This is a genomic window from Mesorhizobium sp. CA13 (genome assembly GCF_020165235.1).
Classification (GTDB): Bacteria; Pseudomonadota; Alphaproteobacteria; order Rhizobiales; family Rhizobiaceae; genus Mesorhizobium.
This window is the reverse complement of sequence record NZ_JAIUHS010000007.1, coordinates 76,429-95,082: the sequence shown is the minus strand read 5'-3', so window position 1 is coordinate 95,082 and position 18,654 is coordinate 76,429. Positions and strand designations below refer to the sequence as shown.

The following is an 18,654-nucleotide window of genomic DNA, read 5'->3' as shown; positions in this document are numbered from 1 at the left end:
GCTTCCCGGCGCGCTGAAAGCAAGCAGAATGCAATTACTGCGCCGCCCTTTTTCCCTCCAGCTGCGCTCGCGCGGCCCGGATCGAGGCGGCGTAGGTCACCAGCGGGCGCCTGAGGCCGTGGTTGATCAGCGTGCGCCTTGTCTGCGGCGAAGCGCCCGATATGACAAAGCGCACGCCGGCGCGCCTGGCCTTGTGTGCGGCGCTCTCGATGACATTGGCCGCGGTCGAATCGAAGAACGGCACCGCCGAGCAGTCGAGGATGAAGTTCTTGCGCTGGTCGGCGATGCGGTCGAGCACTGCGCCGACGGTCGAAGCGGCGCCGAAGAAGAACGCGCCGGAAATGCGGTATACGACGGTGTCGGCGTCGGTCGCGTCCCTGGAATCATAGACGCTCTCGCGGTCGGCGACATCCTCCGGCACCAGGATCTGGTCGGCTTCGACGGCGATGGATTTCGCCATGCGGTCGATGAAAAGGATCGAGCCCAGCGCGAAGCCCACGACGATGCCTTCGGTCAAGTCGCGGAAGACCACGATCAGGAAGGTGGCCATCAGCACCAGGGCATCGCCGCGCGAGGCGCGCAGCAGCGTGGCGAAAGCCTGCTTCTCGAACATGTTCCAGCACACCACCGCCAGCACGCCGGCGAGGGCGGAGAGCGGGATGTAGCTGGCGAGCGGTGCTGCCACCAGCATCAGGACGAGCAGGATCATGGAGTGGACCATGCCAGAAACCGGCCCGTGCGCGCCGGCCCGCACATTGGTGGCGGTACGGGCAATGGTGCCGGTGGTGCAGATGCCGCCGAACAGGGCCGAGGCGATGTTGGCGAAGCCTTGCGCCACCAGTTCGCAGTTGGAACGGTGCCGGCGGCCGGTCATGCCGTCGGCGACGACGGCCGACAGCAAGGATTCGATGGCGCCCAGCAACGCGAAGGCGATGGCGTCCGGCAGCACGTCGATCATCCTGTCGAGGCTGACAGGGGGAAGCGCCGGCCATTGCAGGCTGCGCGGGATGCCGCCAAAGCGCGTGCCGATCGTCTCGGCCGGCAACGCAAACAGCGCCACCGCGAGCGACGCCAGCCCAATGGCGATCAACATCGCCGGCCATTTCGGCCGCCAGCGCTTCAGGAAAGCGATGGTTGCGATTGTCAGCACCGCCACGAAGGTCGCCGCGAGATTGATCGTGCCGGCCGCCTCGCCGATCGCCGTCAGCTTCGGCACCAGCGGGCCTGGCTCCTTGCCGGCGAGCTTCAGCCCGAACAGTTCGACGATCTGGCCCGAGAAGATGATGACGGCGATACCGGCGGTAAAGCCGACCGTCACCGGATAGGGAATGAACTTTATGTAGGTGCCGAGCCGCAGATACCCGATGGCGATGAGGAAGATGCCGGCCATCATCGTCGCCAGCAACAGCCCGTCCACGCCGACCCGCGCGACCGTCGCCGCCACGAGCACGATGAAGGCGCCCGCGGGGCCGCCGATCTGGAAACGGCTGCCGCCGAACGCCGAAATGATGAAGCCGCCGATGATCGATGTGTAGAGCCCGCGCTCCGGCGTCACCCCCGATGCGATGGCGATTGCCATTGACAGCGGCAAGGCGACGATGGCGACGGTCAGCCCGGCAATGGCATCGGCCCTGAGATGTTCGAGCCCGTAGCCTTCCCGCCAGACCGTCACCAGTTTCGGTGTGAACAGTTCGGAAAAAGTCGGCTTTGCCGGCCCATGGACCGGTTTGCGCGCGGTTTTGTGGAGTGTCTGCCCGATCTCGTCCATGGACTGCCTTCCGCACTTGAAAAGGCGGCGGGATCGTCGGCAGGACTGTCGGCGGTCGCCGTCGCGACTTATGCCGGCTCAGCTTTCGGATTGGGCGGCACGGCAGGCTTGAGGCGCACGCCCCGGCCGCCGCGCTCACTGGGTTGATTCTCGCCGATCAGCTCCACCCCGGCCTCGTCGAGGGCCTGGATGACCTTCATCAGCGTATCGACCACGCCCCTGACCACGCCATCGCTCGCTTCCATACGCTGGATGGTGGGAAGCGAAACGCCGGCGCGCTCGGCGAGCGTCTTCTGATCGATGCCGGCCAGCGCCCTCGCGGCGCGCATCTGCGCGGCAGTGATCATCGGCCGGGATCCCCGTCTGAGTCTGCGGATATGATGTATAATACGATCATTATGATGTTTCAAGCATCAGGATGCACGCCTGACCCTTGATCATCATAGCTGCCGAGCATTTTTTCGGATACTTCCCGAGCATTGAGAGCTATGGTGTTCCATCTGGGGCAGGGGATAACGCGGTTGACCATTTTCAAGACATTGACGACATCGGCATGCCTGATATCGGTGGTCCTTCTGCTAACGGGCTGCGGACACTTGATCAACCGGCTGATCTGACCGCTTCCCGCTCGGGCGTCGTCAGGCATCGTCACGCACCACCCTGCGCCGCTGCAGGACCCTTGCCGCCAACCAGCACAGCATGGCCCAGGCAAAGCCCGCGCACCAGCCGGCCAGCACGTCCGACGGCCAATGGACGCCGAGATAGATGCGGCTGATGCCGACCAGCACCGTCGTCAGCACGGCGAGCGCCAGAACATAGATCTTCGTCGTCCGGCCATGCAGGAAGCGCGCCGCAAGCGAGCCCAATGTGAGATAGGTTACCGCCGACAGCATCGCGTGGCCGCTCGGGAAGGAAAGCGAGGTCTCGTTGACCAGATGCGAGACGAGCTCGGGCCGCGGCCGGTCGACGCCGAGCTTCAGTAGGCTCGATAGCGTCTGGCCGCCCGCCACGGCGACGAAGATGAGAAGCGCGGTCCCGGGCCTGCGGATCAACAGCAGATAGATGATCGTCGCCGCCGTGATCAGCACCAGCACGCTGGTGCTGCCGAGGCTGGTGATGTCGCGCATCGCCCCTTCCATCCATGGCGGGCCGATCGGGATACCGGGTTGGCCCGCCTGGCGGAAGGCAAGCATGATTTCCGCGTCGAAGGCGTGCGGCGTGGTGGCCCGTGCCACCTCCATCAATTCCACGAAGCCCCAGAGGCCGGCGGCGACCACAAGGCCGGCCAGCAGCACCGGGAATTCGACTCGGCTCAGCAGAGCCTTTGCCGCAGTCTTCATCGGACCTCGTTTCGCAACCATGGTTTGCCGGTCATCGCCCTTGCACATAGGGTCCGAGCGTGATCAGCGCCACGGCGGCGATCGCCAGCACGATGCCGGCGGCCTGCAGCGTATTGATGCGCTCGCCGAAGAATATCAGCGCCACCAGATTGACCGATACCAGCTGGATGACGGCCGACAGGCTGAACGACACCGACATGCCGAACTCGCGAATCAGCCGCAGCATGATCAGGTTGCCCAGCGAATAGAGCGCAAGCGTCAGCACGATCTTGCCCAGGCTGGGCGCCATCCCCCATTGCTTGGCGGCCGCCGCCGCCAGCAGAAAGATCACGGTCGAAAGACCGAGCTGAAGTAACCCCGAAAAACTCACCCTGCCCCTCGATATTGATGCCGGTCGTCCGTGCCTTGTTTCGCAAGCGCGTCGGGACGTCAAGCAGCTGCCGTGGGACCAGGCTCTTGTGTCGGCAGGACCGAAGCGCCAAAGTCGCGGCACTGCCCTGCCCCTGCGGGTGGGGGCGAGGAGCGTGTCGTGCGATTTCTCGAAACCTTGTCGCGGCGCTGGAACGGACTTACGCTGGCTCTGCAGTTCATCATTGCCGGCGGCTTTGGGCTGCTTGCGGTGATGCTGGTGGTCGGCTTCTGGGTCACCGCGCAAATCCGCGAAAGCGTGCTCCATAATTCGGCGGCCACGACTGCCCTTTATGTCGACAGCGTGATCGCTCCGCTGCTCCCCGATCTGCGCACGAACCACCAGCTCGATGACACCGTCAAACGGGCGCTTGACGAGACCCTGGGCCAAGGCGCGCTCGGCAAACGGCTGTTTTCGTTCAAGCTGTGGCGTCGGGACGGCACGGTGCTGTATTCGAAGGACACGGCCTTGATCGGCCGGCAGTTCGGCCCGAGCGCCAACCTGCGTGCCGCCTTCGCCGGGAATGTCGTCGCCGAGTTCAACGAGCTAGGCGACGAGGACGACGAGGAGGAGAGGGCCGCGGGCGTGCCGCTGCTGGAAATCTACAATCCGGTCCGCGAACCCTGGTCGGGCGAGGTGGTCGCCGTCACCGAATTCTACGAGATCGCCGACGATTTCCAGGCGGCTCTGGCTTCCGCCTTGCTATCGAGCTGGCTGATCGTGGCCGGCGCCACGCTGGCGGCGCTGCTGCTGTTGTCGGGGATCGTCATACGTGGCAGCCGCACCATCGACAAGCAGCGCGGCGTTCTGCAGGGCCAGGTCTCCGAGCTGCAGGCGCTGGTCTCGCAGAACCGGGCGCTGCGCCTGCGCGTCCAGCAGGCGTCGCGCCGTGCCACGGCGCTCAATGAACGATATTTGCGTCGCATCGGTGCCGACCTTCATGACGGGCCGGCTCAGCTCGTCGCGCTGGCGGCGCTGCGTTTGGACAGCCCCGCCATTTCCGGCGAGGGTGCCTCCAGCGACAGCCGCAACGCCGAGATCGCCATGATCCGCATGGCGCTGGACGATGCGATGCGTGAAATCCGCGGCATCTGCAACGGCCTTGTCCTGCCGCAGATAGAAACGGCCGCGGCCGGCGACATTCTGCGTCTTGCCGTCGACGAGCATCAACGCAGGACCCGCAGTTCCGTGGCGCTGACCTTATCCAGGCAGTTGCCCGAACTGGGCGCTTCGGAGAAGATCAGCATCTATCGCTTCGTCCAGGAGGGGCTGAACAACGCCTACCGTCATGGGCAGGGCAAGGATCAGGAGGTGAAGGCCGGGATGACAGGCGGCAAGTTCTTCGTTGAAGTATCGGATGGCGGGCCCGGATTCGACCCGAGGCGGGCCGAGGGCCTGGGGCTCGCCGGCATCAGGGAGCGTATCGAAAGCATTGGTGGCCAGTTCGAGACCACGACCGGCCCGCAGGGAACACGATTGATGATTACGCTAGCCGTCGAGGATCAACCATGATCGGTACCATCCGTGTCGCCATTGTCGACGACCACCCCCTGTTTCGCGAAGGCGTTACCCGCAGCCTGTCGGAGATCGGCGGCTTCGAAATGGTGGCCCAGGGTGCCACGGCGCAGGATGCCGAACGCATCGCCTCGACTTTGCAGCCCGACATACTGCTGCTCGACATCAGCATGCCGGGTGACGGTCTTGCGTCGGTGGCCGGCATACTGGGTGCCAATCCCGGACAGAAGATCGTCATGCTGACGGTCTCGGAGGCCAATGCCGACGTGGCGCGGGCGCTGAACGCCGGTGTGCGCGGCTATGTGCTGAAGGGGGTCGGCTCGCGCATGCTGGCCGAAATCCTGCATGGTGTCGCGGCCGGCGAAACCTATGTGTCGCCGACCCTGTCGGCCCGCCTGCTTTCGGACCTGCAATCGCTGCAGCCGGCCAACGGCAGGACGGACCGCCTGCGTCAGCTCACCGGACGCGAGGCCGAGATCCTGCAGCTGGTGGCGGAAGGGCTGAGCAACAAGGAAGTGGCGCTGCGGCTGGCGCTGCAGGAAAAAACGGTCAAGCATCATATGACCGGTGTGCTGTCCAAGCTCAACGTGCGCAATCGCACCGAGGCGGCGCTGCTGATGCGCGAAGCGCGGGATCGGGCCGGCAGCTAATCCTGGTCGCCCGCAAGGGATCCCTGGTTTGGGATAGCGACACGCATAAATGAAAACCTGAAGCGCGGTGCAGCGGAACGCTCCAGGGCAAAAAAAGACGGCCCCTATACGGGGCCGGAGCGACAAGGTCACCTCCGCCGGGGGGCGGCGGAGGTGACACGTAAAGCGGGCGATGCCTATTGCCCGCTCTACAACCCCTTGAGGCGGCTTATATCCGCCGCCGTCGCAGGGCGCTCGACGATCGTGCGTCCCAGCGCGTCGGTCATTTTGAAGCGACCCTTCTCGATCTCTTCGCCGAAGCCGTTAGGGTGCTGCACCACGATCTTGTTGTCGTCTATTTCGACACGATCGCCGGTTGTTGCGTTCACATGCTTGCCGGAGCTGTTGGCACCGTTCCCCTTGCCACTGTTGCCGCCGCCATTGTTCACGTTACCGCCGGCGTTGCCATTGTTGCCACCGGCGTTGCCATTGTTGCCGCCGCCGCTATTCCCGCCCCCACCATTTCCGTTACCCCCATTCCCGCCATTGCCGCCGTTCCCACCAGGTGCGGCCTGGGCGCCGGACGCGGCAATGCCTGCGGTGGAACCGTGAAAATCGAGGTGATAGGGGGCTATGGTCAGCGCCAGTGCCGGCACTGCTCTCAGGGTCAGCCAGCAACAATGAGCCATGATCGAGCTGCGCATCAGTCCCTCACTTGATCGGACCGGCAAATTCAGAGGCCATCTCGTGCAGGTACGCGACCATCGGCGACATGGCGTGTTCGTGTAAGTGGCCCACGACCGATGCCGCGGCAATCCGGACCTTCGCCCCGATCGGTCTAGGACCTTAGTCCGAGCTTCAAACCGGATGTGGCGCGAGGTTCGCGGTCAAGCTGGCGGGTGCACGAATGTCACGAAAGTGTGACCGATCGTCTATAAGGGGTCGAAACGCGTGACACGCTCCAGCCATCCAGGAAGCCAGAGGCAGACCCATGACCGACCATCGCTCGCCCGACGCCAGATTCCGCACCAGCCTGCTTGAGGAAAATGAAGGTCCGGCGCCCAACCCCACCGACAACAGCACCATGGGCGAAATCATCGCCGAGCGGTTCTCCCGCCGTGCCTTCCTCAAAGGTTCGCTGGCCGTCTCGGCCATCGCCGCCACCGTCGGCCCGTTGGCGCTCGTGGCCGCCGACGATGCGCGTGCCGCCGAGGGTTCGGCCTTTTCGTTCGACGAACTCGAAGCCGGTATCGACGACAAGCACCATGTCGCGCCGGGCTACGATGCCGACGTGCTGTTGCGCTGGGGCGATCCGCTGTTTGCCGATTCGCCGGAGTTCGACCCGGCCAGACAGTCGGCTGAGGCCCAGGCAAGACAATTCGGCTACAACAACGACTATGTCGGCTATATCGGGATCGATGGCTCCGCCGAGCATGGCCTGCTGGTCGTCAACCACGAATACACCAATCCGCATCTGATGTTCCCGGGCATCGTCAAGATCGTCGAGAAGGACGGCAAGAAAGCGGCCGAACTCGCACCGCTCTCGAAGGAGCAGGTCGACGTCGAGATGGCGGCACATGGCGGCACCATCGTCGAGATCCGCAAGGAAGGCGGCAAGTGGCAGGTGGTGCGCGACGGCAAGTTGAACCGCCGCATCACCTCCAACACCGAAATGGCGCTGTCAGGCCCGGTCGCCGGTCATGACCGTGTCAAGACCAATGCCGACCCATCCGGCACCAAGGTCATCGGCACATTCAACAACTGCGCCGGCGGCGTCACACCCTGGGGCACCTATGTCATGGCCGAGGAGAACATCCACGGCTATTTCTCCGGCGAACTGCCGGAAGGCCATAAGGAAGCCGCCAATTACAAGCGCCTCGGCATTCCGGAAGGGGCCTATGAATGGGGCGCGCATTACGACCGCTTCGACCTCGCCAAGGAGCCGAATGAGCCCAACCGTTTCGGCTGGATCGTCGAGGTCGACGTCAACGATCCGGCATCCACGCCGAGGAAGCGCACCGCGATGGGCCGCTTCAAGCATGAAGGCGCCGAATCGATCGTCGCCAAGGATGGGCGCGTCGTCTTCTATCTCGGCGATGACGAGCGCTTCGACTATGTCTACAAATTCGTCACCGCGGGCCGTTTCAATCCGGACGACCGTGCCGCCAACATGAACCTGCTCGACGACGGCACGCTGCATGTCGCCAAATTCGCCGCCGACGGTACCGTGGAATGGCTGCCGATCGTCTTCGGCCACGGTCCGCTGACGGCGCAGAACGGCTTTGCCGGCCAGGCCGACGTGCTGATCGAGACGCGGCGTGCCGCCGACCTGCTCGGCGCTACCAAGATGGACCGTCCCGAGGACATCCAGCCCAATGGTGTCAACGGGAAGGTCTATGTCATGCTGACCAACAATTCCAAGCGCCAAGCCGACCAGGTCGACGCCGCCAACCCGCGCGCCGACAACGCCTTCGGCCACATCATCGAGATATCGGAGGATGGCGGCGATTTCGCCGGCACCAAGGGCAAATGGGAAGTGCTCCTGAAGTGCGGCGATCCGGCGGTTGCCGATGTCGGCGCCACCTTCTCCACCGCCACCACGGCCAATGGCTGGTTCGGCATGCCCGACAATTGCGCGGTCGATTCGGCCGGGCGCCTGTGGGTCGCCACCGACGGCCAGGGCCCGAAGGCCACAGGCCGCACCGACGGCCTGTGGGCGGTCGACACCGAAGGGCCGGCGCGCGCGACGTCAAAACTGTTCTTCCGCGTGCCGATCGGCGCCGAAATGTGCGGGCCGCTGTTTGCGCCCGACGATCAGACCGCCTTCGTCGCCGTCCAGCATCCGGGCGACGGCGGCGAGGATTGGGAGGCGTTCGGCCGCCCGTCCTATTATGAGGATCCGTCGACGCGCTGGCCCGATTTCAAGCCGGACATGCCGGTGCGGCCGGCGGTCGTCGCCATTACCAGGCAAGGCGGCGGCAAGATCGCGATTTAGAGGGCAATTCCGGGAAAGTGGGTTTCCGTCCGACGCATAAAACGAACCTCCAGCACGTTTCAGGGGCCGGAATTGGCGATCCGCCGGGCAATCCGCTCGGCGATCGCCTTGGCCTGGATGGCCGCGTTGGCGAAGCAGCCGCGGATGCTCGGCCGCATGCCGGTGAACCAGAGGCCAGGCAGTTTCGGATCGACATCGCCGCCGTTGAAGAGCGGAACGCCCTTGCCGTCGAGCACGCCGAGATCGCCGACCATCTGCTCAAGCCCGGTGCGGTAGCCCGTCGCGGCAATGACGATGTCGGGATCGATCAGGCTGCCATTGGCCAGGATGACGCCGTCGCGGGTGAATTCCCGCACTCCCGGCACGACGGTGATCCTGCCCGAGCGGATGGCGTCGATCGCGCCCTCGTCGGCGGCTATCGCGGTGTAGTCGGTGGTCAGGCGGCTGGCGCCGCCCACCGGTGCCGGCGGCACGCCGAATTTCGTCAGGTCGCCGAAAACAAGGCGCTGCGTCAAGGCGATCACCGCATCGGCGACCCGCAAAGGCAACCGCGCCATCAGCGGCGACAGCCGGTGCACGGCGATCTTGCCGATGCGCTTGGGCAGGACCGACGGACCATTGCGGGCCGACAGCCACAGCGAGGCGGCGCCTGCCTGAGCCAGGTGGTTGAGCGCGTCTATACCCGAGTTGCCGGCTCCGACGACCAGCACCTTCTTGCCGGCATAGTCCTTCGCGTCGCCGAAATCCGCCGAATGGATGATGTGGCCGGCGAAATCCCGCATTCCGTTCCATTCGGGGATGAACGGCTGTCTGTCGCGGCCGGTGGCGATCACGACGTGGCGCGCCAGGCGCATCCCGGCGCTGGTCGCTATCGCCCAGTGATCGCCCTTGAACAGGACCGTCTCGACGGCGACGCCGAGCTCCACCGGCAGCCGGTTCGCCTCGCTGAAATCGTTGAGATAGCGGATGACGGCGGCTCTGTGGGGGAAGGCGAGCGTGCCCTTCGGATAGGCAAGGCCGGGAAGTCCCGAAAGATCGCGGTGCGTATTGAGGCGCAGTTGCTGGTGACGCCGATGCCACGGCTCGGCCAACCGGCGCTCCTTTTCCAGGATCACCGTCGCCACGCCGGCCTTGATCAGCGCCTGCGCTGCCGCAAGACCGGCGGCGCCGGCCCCGATGACGATCGCCGGTTCGATGGTTACCGTCTGGTGCGCTGCCGGTCTGATTGTCGTATCTGCCATTCGATCACGAACCCCATTCCACCTTGTGGCGCTTCCGCCGACGCCGGCAGGACGCCCTCCCGCGCATGATCCATACAGCAGATCGGCCCCGGATTTCGAGGCCATGCGCCGCACCGCGGTTGCGTCCTATATGGCATATACGCGAGATCGGCGATAATCAGGTCGCGGCAATGTGATTGATTCGAGATCCGGGGGCTGGCGGATCTCTGTTACAGGTACAGGAATCCGAAGTCCTCGAAATGCTTTTTTCGGCTTCCTGTGCAAAATCAAGGCGCCACGGCGTATAGCGTACCCGGGTGCGCGCCGCAGATGCACGCGGAATCTCGACCCATGCCCTCCTTGCGGATCTATCTCGACAAAATCCTCGAGCGTGCCTCGCCCAAGGTCGAGCGCCAGGCGTTCACCCATGCCGAACGGCTGGCGCTGGTGCGCCGCCATGGCGACTTCTCGCTTGCCTACTCCTCCGCCGTGCAAGGCAGGCTCTCCTATTTCGGCGACGCCGACGGTTACATCGCCTTCGGCACCAAGATGAAGCATCATTTCGCGCTCGGCGACCCGGTCGCCGATCCGGCCCATCGGGCCGACTACATCAGGCGCTTCGTCGAGACCGCCGGCAGCCCCTGGTTCGTGCAGATCGGCGGACAGTCGGCGCGGGTGCTGGCCGGGCTCGGCTACAAGGTCAACCGGCTGGGCATCGACACCCGGCTGCCGCTGCCCGAACACGATTTTTCCGGCAAGCGCAACGAAACCGTGCGCTACTCCGAGCGCTGGCTGTTGAAAAAGGGCTTTTCCTTCGCCGAGGACAAGCGGACGATCTTTCTCGACGAGATCTCCCGGCTTTCGGCGAATTGGCGCGGTGACCGCATCGTCAAGCGTTGGGAGATGGGCTTCCTCAACCGGCACTTCGCCGACCATGTGGGCGTCGACATGCGCCGCTTCGTGCTGCACGGCCCCGATGGCGAACTGGTCGCCCTGCTCGACTTCGATCCGCTGTTTCGCGGCGGCAAGGTCATCGGCTACACCACCGCCTTCAAGCGCAAGCACATCGACGCCTCGCCCCATGCGGAGGTCGGCCTGACCAAATTCGCCGTCGACCGCTTTCGCGAGGAAGGCATTTCGGTCGTCACGCTCGGGCTGTCGCCGCTGGTCGACGTCGGCCCCAGTGGATTTGCCGAAAGCGATTTCTGGCGCAACGCCTTCCAGCGCGCCTATGATTCGCCCTGGGTCAACCGCCGCCGCTTCAACCTGCAGGGGCAGGCGGCGTTCAAGCGCCGTTTCCACGGCATCGAGGAGCCGGTCTACGTCGCCTTCCGCAAGGGAACATACATGGAGATGCTGGGCCTGCTGCGGCTGGTCAAGGCGATCTAGGGCAGTTCACCGTTCACGGAAACGGAGAACCGCTCTAACTCTTTGTTTTGACGCAACTCCCAAGGGAAAGCGCTACGCGCTTTTCCCGGGAAAACCGTATACACTTTTGCTGAAATTGCTCTAGATGCGGCCGCGACTTGGCAGGTCTTCGCCCGTCAGTTCCTCAGCCGATAGCCGGTCTTGAAGATCCAGGCGACGGTCGCCACGCAGATCAGCAGAAAAACCACGGTCATGCCGAGGCTGATGCCGACCGAAACGTCCGATTTTCCGAAAAAGCTCCAACGGAAGCCGCTGATCAGGTAGACGACCGGATTGAACAGCGTCACCGTGCGCCAGGCGCCCGGCAGCATGTTGATGGAATAGAAGCTGCCGCCGAGGAAGGTCAGCGGCGTGATGATCAGCAGCGGCACCAGTTGCAACTGCTCGAAGCTCCTGGCCCAGATGCCGATGATGAAGCCGAACAGGCTGAAGGTCACCGCCGTCAGCACCAGGAAGGCCAGCATCCAGAACGGATGCTGGATGGAGAGCGGCACGAACAGCGAGGCCGTCGCCAGGATGATCAGGCCGAGGATGATCGACTTGGTGGCGGCGCCCCCGACATAGGCGAGGACGATCTCGAGATAGGAGACCGGGGCCGACAACAGCTCGTAGATCGAGCCGACGAATTTCGGGAAGTAGATGGCGAAGGAGGCGTTGGAGATCGACTGCGTCAGAAGCGACAGCATGATCAGCCCCGGCACGATGAAGGCGCCGTAGCTGATGCCGTCGATCTCGGTGATGCGCGAACCGATGGCCGATCCGAAGACGACGAAATAGAGCGACGTCGACAGCACGGGCGAGACGATGCTCTGCAAAACAGTGCGCAGCGCGCGCGCCATCTCCACCCGGTAGATCGCCCATACCGCGCGCAGGTTCATGGCTCTTGCCTCAGAAGATTGACGAAGATCTCCTCCAGCGAGCTGTTCTGCGTGTCCAGGTCGCGGAACTGGATGCCGGCGGCCTCGAGATCGCGGATCAGCGATGCCACGCCCGGCCGGTCGCTCTGGTTGTCATAGGTGTAGGTGATCTGCCCGCCATCCGGCGACAGTTCCAGGGCGTAGTGCGAGAAGGCGTCCGGAATGGCGCCGAGCGGGCTGCGCAGTTCCATCACCAAGCGCTTGCGGCCGAGCTTGCGCATCAGTTCGGCCTTGCCCTCGACCAGGATGATCTCGCCGCGGTTGATGACGCCGACGCGGTCGGCCATCGCCTCGGCTTCCTCGATATAGTGAGTGGTGAGGATGATGGTGACGCCGTCCTCGCGCAGCCGCCGCACCATCGCCCACATGTCCTGGCGCAGCTCGACGTCGACGCCCGCCGTCGGCTCGTCGAGGAACAGCACGCGCGGTTCGTGCGACAGCGCCTTGGCGATCATCAGCCGCCGCTTCATGCCGCCCGAAAGCGTGATCGCCTTGGCGTCCTTCTTGTCCCATAGCGACAGATCCCGCAGCACCTTCTCGACAAAGGCATGGTTCGCCGGCTTGCCGAACAGGCCGCGGCTGTAGTTGACCGTCGCCCAGACGCTCTCGAAGGCATCGATGGTCAGCTCCTGCGGCACCAGCCCGATCAGGCCGCGCGCGGCGCGATAGTCTTTGGTGATGTCGTGGCCGTCCACCGTGACGCTGCCAGACGAACGGTTGACGATGCCGCAGACGATCGAAATCAGCGTCGTCTTGCCGGCGCCGTTGGGGCCAAGCAGCGCGAAGATCTCGCCGCGCTCGATGTCGAGATTGATTTCCTTCAGCGCCTTGAAGCCGGTGGCATAGGTCTTGGTGACCCCGGAAATGGATATGACAGGCTGCATGGCTGAAAACGGCTGCTTGAAAGAGGACCCCAGATATAGGCCGAATGTCGCCGCATGCAACCGGAAGTCAATGAAGTTGCTGACAATTCTCGACACTCGTTGCAGACAGGCCATTCCCGCGGATGAAGAGACAGGCCGAGATCGGGCGTGCCGCCCCTCCAAGGTAAACACGGTGCGGTCGTCCCGGGCCCATGCCTGTTCGACGTCCGACAGTGGGATGGGACTGCTCGCGAAGCGCGGCAGGCCCGGTGCTGCGTCATCTTGGCTTGGCGCTGCGGCGTTCCGCCTCGCGGCGGGACGCCGCTTTGACCGGCCGGCCCTACAAGCCTATTCTCCGCCCATTAGAAGCAGCCGGAGCCCGCCATGGACCCGCTCATCCTTTCTCGCATCCAGTTCGGTGCGAATATTTCGTTTCATATTCTGTTTCCAGCCATCACCATCGCACTCGGCTGGGTGCTGCTTTTCTTCAAGCTCCGCTACAACGCGACCAATGATTCGGCCTGGATGCGCGCCTATTTCACCTGGGTGAAGGTGTTCGCGCTGTCCTTCGCCATGGGCGTGGTTTCCGGCGTCACCATGAGCTTCCAGTTCGGCACCAACTGGCCGGGCTACATGGAAACGGTCGGCAACATCGCCGGGCCGCTGCTGGCCTACGAGATCCTCACCGCCTTTTTCCTCGAGGCGGCCTTCCTCGGCATCATGCTGTTCGGCTTCCGCCGCGTTTCCAACCGCATCCACACGCTGGCGACCGTGCTGGTCGCCGGCGGCACCACCGTGTCGGCCTTCTGGATCATCGCGCTGAACTCGTGGATGCAGACGCCGGTCGGCTTCGAGATGCGCGACGGCGTCGCCCATGCCGTCGACTGGTGGGCGATCCTCTTCAACCCCTCCATGCCCTACCGGCTCGTCCATATGCTGCTCGCCTCCGGCCTGACGGTGTCGTTCCTGATCGCCGGCCTGTCGGCGCTGCGCTACCTCAAGGGCGACCGCTCGGAATCGATGTGGAAGGCGCTGCGCACCGGCGTCTTCACCGCCGCTATCCTCATCCCCATCCAGATCCTTGCTGGCGACCAGCACGGCCTGAACACGCTCGAGCACCAGCCGCAGAAGATCGCCGCCATGGAGGCCAATTGGAACACCGGCCCCAACGTGCCGCTGGTGCTGTTTGCCATTCCCGATGAAGCGGCCAGGGAAAACAGGTTCGAGGTGACCATTCCCGACGGGGCAAGCTGGATCCTGCGGCACAGCGCCAGGGGCGTGGTACCCGGACTCAACGACTATCCCGGCAACCACCCGCCGGTCTTCCCGGTGTTCTGGGGTTTTCGCATCATGGTCGGCACCGGCCTGTTGATGCTCGCCGTCTCCTGGTCGGCCGCCTTCTTCCTCAAGCGCCGTCATAGCCTGCCGAGGCCGTTGGCGCTGCTCATGGTGCCGATGACCATTTCCGGCTGGGTGGCGACGCTCGCCGGCTGGTATACCACGGAGATCGGCCGTCAGCCTTGGCTGGTGACGGGCGTGCTGCGGACCGCCGACGCCGTCGGCCCGGTGGCCGGCAGCCATGTGGCGCTGACGCTGGCCGTCTATCTCGTTCTCTATGTGCTGTTGCTGATCGCCTATCTCGGCGTGCTGGTCCATCTGGCGCTGAAGGCGGCCAAGGACGGCGACACATCGCCGCTGCCGGGCGTGCTCAACAGGCCGATGTCGCAGCCGGCGGCTGGCGAGTAGGAGAGAGAAATGACCTATGACTGGCCGACCCTGCTCCCTCTCATCTTCGCCGGCCTGATGGGCCTCGCCATCCTGATCTATGTCATTCTCGACGGCTTCGATCTCGGCATCGGCATCCTGTTCGCGGCGGCCGAGGACGCCGAGCAGGACACGATGATCGCCGCCATCGGCCCGTTCTGGGATGCCAACGAGACCTGGCTGGTGCTGGCCGTCGGCCTTCTGCTGGTCGCCTTTCCGATGGCGCATGGCGTCATCCTCAGCGCGCTCTACATCCCGGTGTTCGTGCTTCTGGTCGGCCTCATCCTGCGCGGCGTCGCCTTCGACTTCCGCGCCAAGGTGGCGACCGAGCGCAAGCACCGCTGGAACCGTATCTTCTTCCTCGGCTCGCTCATCGCCTCGCTGGCGCAAGGCTATATGCTGGGCGTCTATGTGCTTGGCCTCGACTTCGGCCTGGGCGGCATGGCGTTCGGCGTGCTGGTGGCGTTCTGCCTGGCGGCGGCCTACGCCGCAATGGGGGCCGCCTGGGTCATCTACAAGGCCGAAGGCGACCTGCAGAAGAAGGCGGTGCGCTGGCTGCGCACCACCTTGGTGCTGACCGCGCTCGGCATGGCCGCCGTGTCGCTGGCCACGCCCTTCGCCAGCCCGCGCATCTTCGCCAAATGGTTCGTGCTGCCCGAAATGCTCTATCTGTCGCCGCTGCCGATCCTGTCGGCGCTGCTGTTCCTGTGGCTGTGGCGGCAGACCTTCCATCTGCCCAGGCCCGACGACCGCCATTCGCTGACGCCGTTCCTGACGCTGGCCGCCATCTTCGCGCTGGGTTTTGCCGGGCTCGCCTGGTCGTTCTATCCGTTCGTGGTGCCCGACAGGCTGACCATCTGGCAGGCGGCTTCCGCGCCCGAAAGCCTGGCCATCATCCTGGCCGGCACCGTCGTCGTGCTGCCGATCATCATCTTCTATTCCTTCTATGCCTACCGTGTGTTCGGCGGCAAGGCGACGGACCTGACCTACGACTGAGGGGCCAAGCGACGGGCGAAATCAGGGCCTCCGCCTGCCGCATGTCGCCGGCCGGAAAGACAATATTCATCTTCACGCGGAATAACCTTCCGCGACATGCTGCGGCCTGATGGCAGCGGTGCGAGAAGAAGGGCAATGCAATGCGCGGTGTCCCGGTTGCCTCGATACAACACGATCCGCAGGCGCGGCAGCGCTACGCACCTTTCCCGGGAAAATCCCTACGCCGCTTTCCTGGAGTTGCTCCCGCCCTGATCCGCCTGGTCACGCTGATCGCCGCGCTTGTGCTGGCCGGCCTGCTGCCCGCCGTCCAGCCCGCCCATGCCCAGCAGACGGCCAACTGGGCCGGTGTATGGGACACCAAATGGCGCGGCGGCGGCGCCCAGATCACCTTCAAGCAGGACGGCGCCGAGGTGAAGGGCGTCTATCCCCTGTATGGCGGCCGCATCGAAGCCAAGGCCGAAGGCGAAAAGCTGTTCGGCCGTTGGTTCGAGGGCAGTCGCCAGGGCGAGTTCAGCTTCGTCATGGCGCCGGACGGCGCGAGCTTCATGGGCCGTTTCGAATCCGCCACCGCCGAATGGTGGACGGGCGTGCGCGTCGACGCCGCCGAGACCCTCAAGGTCGACCAGACCAGCCCGATGACGACGATGCGCTCATTCCTTCAGACCATGAACGAGAGCGGCGCCGACAATGTGCCGCGCGCCACCGGCGGCGGCATGGGCCTTGCCGCGCAGGCGGCCGGCCTCGTCGACGTCACGGAGGCCGATCGCGGCGGCCTCAACATGCCCGATTACACCAAGCTCCTGTTTTCGGTGATCGACAACGCCACCTTGCGCCTGTGGAACCTGCCGCATGATGCGATCCCCGGCGACGAGGTGACAGCCAGGCTGCAGCAATATGGCAGCAAGGTTTTCTTCGACGTCACCTTCCGCCGCAAGGCCGGCGAATGGTTCATCGTCGGGCCGCAGCTTGCCGTGCTGGAGGCCAAGCTCGCCGAGTTCCAGGCGGCGCGTGGCGAAGCCCCCGACATGGTCGACGATCCGGCCAAGCTCGCCTCGCCGCGCGACACGTTCAAGATGCTGCTCGGCGGCATCGCCGACCAGAATGGCAGTTCGCCGCAAACGGCGCTCGACATGCGCGGTTACAATCCGGCGGTGCGGTCCGACGAGGCGGTTCTTCTCGAGAGCTATCTCAAGAAAGTCATCGACCGCATCGGCTACGTCTATTGGCAGGAAATTCCCGACGATCCCCAAAGCAACACGCCCTATGTGTATTTCGAGCACCCGGCCGGCAACATCGTCGTCGCTCCGGTGGGGACCGAAAAAGGCGGCAAGCTGTGGAAATTCACGCCGGAAACGCTGGCCAACATCCGCACGCTCTATGCCGATATCGAAGATGCGCCGGTGGCGCCGGAATTCACCGCCTTCGCCAGCAACGATCCGTTCTTCGCCACGAGAGGCCTTGCCCGCGAGATCAGCCCTGCCCTTTTGACCCGCGCCGGGCCGATCGAACGCTGGCAATGGCTGGGGCTCGGCATTGCGGTGCTTGCCGGCATCGCCTTCGGTTTCCTTGCCAACGCCGTCATCGTGTTCTTCGCCCGCAGCGGCAGGAGTTCGGGGCGGGCCGGCTTCTTCCGCGTCGTCGAGTGGGCGGTGCGCTCGATCTTCCTCGGCCTGTTCCTGCTGTTTGCGCTGCGGCCGCTCGGCTTGCCGCAGGTGATCGCGGCATCCGCCAAGGCGGCGGCCTGGAGCCTAATCCTGATCGGCGCGGTTCCCGTCGTCTGGCACCTGATCGGCAAGATCGCCGAGCGCTACCGCGCCACATTCAACGTGCCCGGCTACCACGAGACGCTGATCTCGCTGCTGACCGGCGTGGCGCGCATCGCCGCCCTGGTGGTCGCCTTCCTGCTCCTGGCCGAGGTGCTGGCGATCCCCTATCAGGGCGTGCTGGCCGGTCTCGGCATTGGCGGCTTGGCGGTGGCGCTGGCGGCGCAGCCGACGCTGCAGAATTTTCTCTCTGGCCTGACGCTCTATGCCGACCGGCCGGTCAGCGTCGGCGACTTCTGCAAGTTCGGCAACCAGTCCGGCACCATCGAGCATATCGGCATGCGCTCGACCCGCATCCGCTCGGTCGACCGCACGGTGATCTCGGTGCCGAACTCGGACTTCGCCGGCATGCAGATCGAGAACTATGCCCATCGCGACCGCACCCGCTTCGCCACGACGCTGCAATTGCGCTACGAGACGACGCCCGATCAGCTGCGCTACACGCTGGCGGCGCTGCGCAAGCTCCTGATCGCGCATCCGCGCGTCATCGACGATCCGTGCCGCGTGCGCTTCGTCGGCTTCGGCCCCTATTCGCTCGACATCGAGGTCTTCACCTACATCATGACCGCGGATGCCTCGGAGTTTCTCGCCATCCGCGAGGACATATTGCTGTCGATGATCGCGGTGATGGACGAGGCCGGCGCCCAGTTCGCCTTCCCGGCGCAGTTGGAATACAGCGCCGCCGACCTGCCGCTCGACCAGGAAAAGCGCATCGCCGCGGAAAAGCGGGTCAGCGCCTGGCGTGAAGAGGAAAAACTGCCTTTCCCCGATTTCAGCCAGCTCGACAGGCTGGAGCTCAAGGACAGCCTGCCCTATCCGCCGCAGGGCTCGGTGCAATACCGCGAAGCCCAGACCGCCCCCGCCACGGTCGAAGCCAAGGCCTCGCTGGAGAAGGCGCGCTGGAGCCTGCCGTGGCGCAAGAGGGTGTAACCTTCTTCGCAGGAGAGGCCGCGATCCCTCGCGCCCCCTCTGGCCGGCAGGCAGCAG

Annotated in this window: 15 protein-coding genes; 7 read left to right on the top strand and 8 right to left on the bottom strand. The window is 64.7% G+C overall.

The window, feature by feature from the left end; all coding sequences use genetic code 11:
• Positions 1 to 34: 34 nt before the first annotated feature.
• The 4 genes from LB566_RS17760 to LB566_RS17745 form a co-directional block, all read right to left on the bottom strand.
• A complete protein-coding gene (locus tag LB566_RS17760) occupies positions 35 to 1,768 on the bottom strand; it encodes a SulP family inorganic anion transporter (RefSeq protein ID WP_224625331.1) in 1,734 nt (577 codons plus the stop codon).
• 68 nt (positions 1,769 to 1,836) lie between these two features.
• The gene (locus LB566_RS17755) at positions 1,837 to 2,115 is read right to left on the bottom strand and encodes a helix-turn-helix domain-containing protein (RefSeq protein ID WP_140491757.1); all 279 of its coding nucleotides are present in this window, start codon (positions 2,113 to 2,115) and stop codon (positions 1,837 to 1,839) included.
• Between the two features lie 291 nt (positions 2,116 to 2,406).
• Complete coding sequence (locus LB566_RS17750; RefSeq protein WP_224625330.1) at positions 2,407 to 3,108, bottom strand: phosphatase PAP2 family protein; 702 nt, start codon at positions 3,106 to 3,108, stop codon at positions 2,407 to 2,409.
• Between the two features lie 31 nt (positions 3,109 to 3,139).
• Entirely contained in the window at positions 3,140 to 3,478 is a 339-nt protein-coding gene (locus LB566_RS17745) for a hypothetical protein (RefSeq protein ID WP_140493450.1), read from the bottom strand.
• A gap of 159 nt (positions 3,479 to 3,637) precedes the next feature.
• On the opposite strand from LB566_RS17745, the gene LB566_RS17740 reads away from it, so the two are divergent.
• Positions 3,638 to 5,029, top strand: a complete 1,392-nt coding sequence (locus tag LB566_RS17740; RefSeq protein WP_224625329.1) for a sensor histidine kinase — start codon at positions 3,638 to 3,640, stop codon at positions 5,027 to 5,029.
• Positions 5,026 to 5,682 carry a response regulator gene (locus tag LB566_RS17735; protein ID WP_140491751.1) on the top strand — a complete coding sequence of 219 codons (657 nt, stop codon included), beginning with the start codon at positions 5,026 to 5,028 and terminating at the stop codon, positions 5,680 to 5,682. Before LB566_RS17740 ends, LB566_RS17735 begins: the two co-directional genes overlap by 4 nt.
• 188 nt (positions 5,683 to 5,870) lie before the next feature.
• Here the strand turns inward: LB566_RS17735 and LB566_RS17730 are convergent, their stop codons facing one another.
• Positions 5,871 to 6,365, bottom strand: a complete 495-nt coding sequence (locus LB566_RS17730; protein WP_224625328.1) for a hypothetical protein — start codon at positions 6,363 to 6,365, stop codon at positions 5,871 to 5,873.
• A 287-nt stretch (positions 6,366 to 6,652) separates the two neighbouring features.
• On the opposite strand from LB566_RS17730, the gene LB566_RS17725 reads away from it, so the two are divergent.
• The gene (locus LB566_RS17725) at positions 6,653 to 8,656 is read left to right on the top strand and encodes a PhoX family protein (protein ID WP_224625327.1); all 2,004 of its coding nucleotides are present in this window, start codon (positions 6,653 to 6,655) and stop codon (positions 8,654 to 8,656) included.
• A 59-nt stretch (positions 8,657 to 8,715) separates the two neighbouring features.
• Here the strand turns inward: LB566_RS17725 and LB566_RS17720 are convergent, their stop codons facing one another.
• Entirely contained in the window at positions 8,716 to 9,897 is a 1,182-nt protein-coding gene (locus LB566_RS17720; protein ID WP_224625326.1) for a flavin-containing monooxygenase, read from the bottom strand.
• 330 nt (positions 9,898 to 10,227) lie between these two features.
• Between LB566_RS17720 and LB566_RS17715 the strand changes: the two genes are divergently transcribed.
• Entirely contained in the window at positions 10,228 to 11,265 is a 1,038-nt protein-coding gene (locus tag LB566_RS17715) for a phosphatidylglycerol lysyltransferase domain-containing protein (RefSeq protein ID WP_224625325.1), read from the top strand.
• 155 nt (positions 11,266 to 11,420) lie between these two features.
• On the opposite strand, the gene LB566_RS17710 is transcribed toward LB566_RS17715, so the two are convergent.
• Together LB566_RS17710 and LB566_RS17705 are read right to left on the bottom strand one after the other, a co-directional pair.
• On the bottom strand, positions 11,421 to 12,182 hold the full coding sequence (locus tag LB566_RS17710) for an ABC transporter permease (RefSeq protein ID WP_140551751.1): 762 nt from the start codon (positions 12,180 to 12,182) through the stop codon (positions 11,421 to 11,423).
• Positions 12,179 to 13,105: an ABC transporter ATP-binding protein gene (locus LB566_RS17705; RefSeq protein ID WP_224625324.1), complete on the bottom strand. Its 927-nt coding sequence runs from the start codon at positions 13,103 to 13,105 to the stop codon at positions 12,179 to 12,181. Before LB566_RS17705 ends, LB566_RS17710 begins: the two co-directional genes overlap by 4 nt.
• A gap of 363 nt (positions 13,106 to 13,468) precedes the next feature.
• On the opposite strand from LB566_RS17705, the gene LB566_RS17700 reads away from it, so the two are divergent.
• From LB566_RS17700 to LB566_RS17690, 3 genes are all read left to right on the top strand, one after another.
• Entirely contained in the window at positions 13,469 to 14,830 is a 1,362-nt protein-coding gene (locus LB566_RS17700) for a cytochrome ubiquinol oxidase subunit I (protein WP_224625323.1), read from the top strand.
• Positions 14,831 to 14,839: 9 nt separating this feature from the next.
• Entirely contained in the window at positions 14,840 to 15,844 is a 1,005-nt protein-coding gene (locus tag LB566_RS17695; protein WP_224625322.1) for a cytochrome d ubiquinol oxidase subunit II, read from the top strand.
• 140 nt (positions 15,845 to 15,984) lie between these two features.
• Entirely contained in the window at positions 15,985 to 18,597 is a 2,613-nt protein-coding gene (locus LB566_RS17690) for a mechanosensitive ion channel family protein (protein WP_224625321.1), read from the top strand.
• Positions 18,598 to 18,654 lie beyond the last annotated feature (57 nt).

Bases quoted from the DNA above. Each gene is read 5' to 3' on its own strand.
- LB566_RS17760 (WP_224625331.1), bottom strand. From the start codon at position 1,768: ATGGACGAGATCGGGCAGACACTCCACAAAACCGCGCGCAAACCGGTC.
- LB566_RS17755 (WP_140491757.1), bottom strand. From the start codon at position 2,115: ATGATCACTGCCGCGCAGATGCGCGCCGCGAGGGCGCTGGCCGGCATC.
- LB566_RS17750 (WP_224625330.1), bottom strand. From the start codon at position 3,108: ATGAAGACTGCGGCAAAGGCTCTGCTGAGCCGAGTCGAATTCCCGGTG.
- LB566_RS17735 (WP_140491751.1), top strand. From the start codon at position 5,026: ATGATCGGTACCATCCGTGTCGCCATTGTCGACGACCACCCCCTGTTT.
- LB566_RS17730 (WP_224625328.1), bottom strand. From the start codon at position 6,365: ATGCGCAGCTCGATCATGGCTCATTGTTGCTGGCTGACCCTGAGAGCA.
- LB566_RS17725 (WP_224625327.1), top strand. From the start codon at position 6,653: ATGACCGACCATCGCTCGCCCGACGCCAGATTCCGCACCAGCCTGCTT.
- LB566_RS17720 (WP_224625326.1), bottom strand. From the start codon at position 9,897: ATGGCAGATACGACAATCAGACCGGCAGCGCACCAGACGGTAACCATC.
- LB566_RS17715 (WP_224625325.1), top strand. From the start codon at position 10,228: ATGCCCTCCTTGCGGATCTATCTCGACAAAATCCTCGAGCGTGCCTCG.
- LB566_RS17710 (WP_140551751.1), bottom strand. From the start codon at position 12,182: ATGAACCTGCGCGCGGTATGGGCGATCTACCGGGTGGAGATGGCGCGC.
- LB566_RS17705 (WP_224625324.1), bottom strand. From the start codon at position 13,105: ATGCAGCCTGTCATATCCATTTCCGGGGTCACCAAGACCTATGCCACC.
- LB566_RS17700 (WP_224625323.1), top strand. From the start codon at position 13,469: ATGGACCCGCTCATCCTTTCTCGCATCCAGTTCGGTGCGAATATTTCG.
- LB566_RS17695 (WP_224625322.1), top strand. From the start codon at position 14,840: ATGACCTATGACTGGCCGACCCTGCTCCCTCTCATCTTCGCCGGCCTG.
- LB566_RS17690 (WP_224625321.1), top strand. From the start codon at position 15,985: ATGCGCGGTGTCCCGGTTGCCTCGATACAACACGATCCGCAGGCGCGG.